Genomic DNA, 2,547 nt, shown 5'->3' with positions numbered 1-2,547 from the left:
CGGAATTATGTAGCAAAAGCCACCAAATTCAATCTAATTATATGATAATATTATAGATTTTACGTTTTGTTTAACACCAAAATGTCGATTGCTATTACAGTACAACAACTGAGGTGCCGATCGCTACTCGCCCATAGATGTCAATAATGTCCTCGTTGATCATGCGTATGCATCCGGATGAAGCTTCCGTGCCAATCGTCCAAGGTTCAGACGTCCCGTGAACACGGTAGAGAGTGTCCTTGCCGTCCTGATAAAGATAAAGCGCCCTTGCACCGAGCGGGTTCTGGAATCCGGGTTCGATGCGCCGCGGCAGGTCGGGCGTCTGGGCGTGCATGTCGTCGGTTGGGTACCATGCGGGCCACTCGGCCTTGCGGCCTATGGTTGCTGCCCCTGACCAAGCGTGGCCGCTGGCACCAACTGCGATTCCGTATCGGCGGGCCTTGCCGTCAGCGTTGATCAGAAAGAGAAGCTTTGCCTTGGTGTCGATCACGATGGTGCCCGCAGCATAGCCGGCGGGTGCCGCAACCATCGCGGGCCTGAACCGCGCTGCAAATTTGCTCCTGTCGACGATCCTGATTGGATAGGGTTCGTTGGCGTATGCCACGCTGCGGCTTTCGAGTCTTCCACCGCCAGTCGTGCACGATGCAAGAAGTGTCGTCAGGAAGGCGACAAGCAGAACAAATCGGATGCTTGGTTTGTGTGGCGCTTGCCTTACCATTTAACTCGGAAACCTGCCGTGCCGTTAAGGGCGTAACTGTCGCCGAAACTTTCGAGGCTGGTGTTGGCAGAGACCTCGCCATAGATCGAATACTTGTCATCGTTCCAATTGTAGCTGCCTCCAACACCTACTCCGCCCCACAGTCTCTCCGGCCGTGTCTCGAACTTGGTGCCGGAGACGTCCACGCGCGATTCACCGAGGAATTCGTAATAGAGATTGGCGATACCGTAGATATGGCTGCGCTTGGTCTTGCCCGCATCATCCTTCCAGACCTGGTCCCGGTCGGCCGAAATGCCAAGCCGTCCCCGCAGGCTTTTCGCTTTGTCAAGCGAGACATCAGCCCCGAACGCGTCGGTAAAGTCGTCGAAGTCAACGCTGGCGTAGACCAGCTGGACCTGCGGTGTGACCGTCCAGTTGTCGCTCAAGTCGATCTTCTTTCCAGTCTCGATCGACAACGCGTAACCGAAGCCGTCATTGCCGTCGGTTAGGCCGCGGTTGGCGGTGTCGGAATCAAGATCACTGTTGAACCAGGTCAGCGACGCTTGCCCGTCGACATAAAAACCGTTCTGGGCGAGCCAAGTCAGGTTGCCGCCAAAGCCATAACCGTCGGTGTCGATGCTGCCGTCGCCGTAAATCGAGGTGACGTCAGTGTTGGCTTGGCCGTAGTGAACGGTGACGCCGCCGATCAGGCGGCTGCCGTCTTGGGCTTCGTAAAGCATCCCATCAAACCCGGCCTGAAGCTTCCAAAGGTCTGTGTCATAGTCGGTGCCACTGGTGGTTTCGGCCGGCTCAATCTTGATGTGAGAACCTTCAAGACGCGTCCAAACCCCTGTGCCGTCTATGACGACCTGGCTACCGTCGAGGTAGTAACTCGCCTGCTCGCTCGACACCCGGCATTTGAAGTTCTGCGACGGATCCTTGCAAAAGATCTCCTCGACGGAAGCCGGCTGCTCCCAGTAGCGGTTGCCGACGCGCTGCTGCATAGTCGGCAACCCTCCGAGGGCCAGCAGGTTTTGCGGATATACCTCGTAAAGTGGCACGCCCGCTTGGTAGAGCGGAATGAGCGGACCAGGATCATCAGGTGTCGGCCCTGGACCTGGAGGGGTTGGTTGCAGCACGGAGCGGAGATACCAGTTGTTGTCGGTTGTGTTGGCATCCACGCCCCCGTAGTTGAGCGTGTAGGCAAAGGCACCGCCGACGACCGCTTGCTGACCTTGCGGGGTTACATAATCGCCGATAAGGGAGAAGGCGGTCGGTGTAGAGGTCGCCCCGTTGATGGTGTCGACGATCAGGATGCCGTCGGCCACCGTCAGCCCGCCGGGACCAGTAGTGTTCCTGACGATCACTCCGGTGCTGCCCGTCGCCGTACCGCCATCGATGACGAGGATATCCGAGGGTGAGCCGTCTGCCCCGAGATAGGTGTTGAAGGCAATCTGTCCGTCCTCGCCGACATAGTCGACCGTTGTCAGCGTCTTATAGCTCGACAAAAGGGTCGGGTCGCCGACAGGTGGTGAGAAATCGATGAGGCTCGGGTCATTAAGGAGAAAGGTCACGTTGGAGTTGCCAGTGACATTCCAAAGACTGTTGTTGCGCATGATGACGTTGGAAACGCTGCCCGGTGCCGTGAATGCCGAGCCCGTCACCGTCGAACCGTCGAGGAGGATATTGGCAAGACCGGGAGTGGCGGCAGGCGCTGCAGGAACAGGAAAGGCCGCTGGCGGGGGCGGCAATGGTGAGTCAGGATCCAGCGGATCCGGTATTCCGCGTATCGGAAGTTCAGCCGCACCGAGTAGAGGAAAATCGTCGATGGTGCCAACGCGCAGCCATTC

The 2,547-nt window shown here is 57.8% G+C and carries 2 protein-coding genes; both read right to left on the bottom strand.

Going from position 1 to position 2,547, the window contains the following annotated elements; all coding sequences use genetic code 11:
- Window positions 1–94: 94 nt before the first annotated feature.
- Complete coding sequence (locus PHA01_RS29060; protein WP_271899715.1) at window positions 95–718, bottom strand: L,D-transpeptidase; 624 nt, start codon at window positions 716–718, stop codon at window positions 95–97.
- A partial coding sequence (locus PHA01_RS29055; RefSeq protein WP_271899714.1) for an autotransporter family protein occupies window positions 712–2,547 on the bottom strand: 1,836 nt, incomplete at its 5' end. The genes PHA01_RS29055 and PHA01_RS29060, both read right to left, overlap by 7 nt.

Source organism: Candidatus Phyllobacterium onerii (assembly GCF_028331445.1).
Lineage (GTDB): Bacteria > Pseudomonadota > Alphaproteobacteria > Rhizobiales > Rhizobiaceae > Phyllobacterium > Phyllobacterium onerii.
Note: the sequence above shows the minus strand (reverse complement) of the source record. Positions and strands in the feature narration are given on the sequence as shown.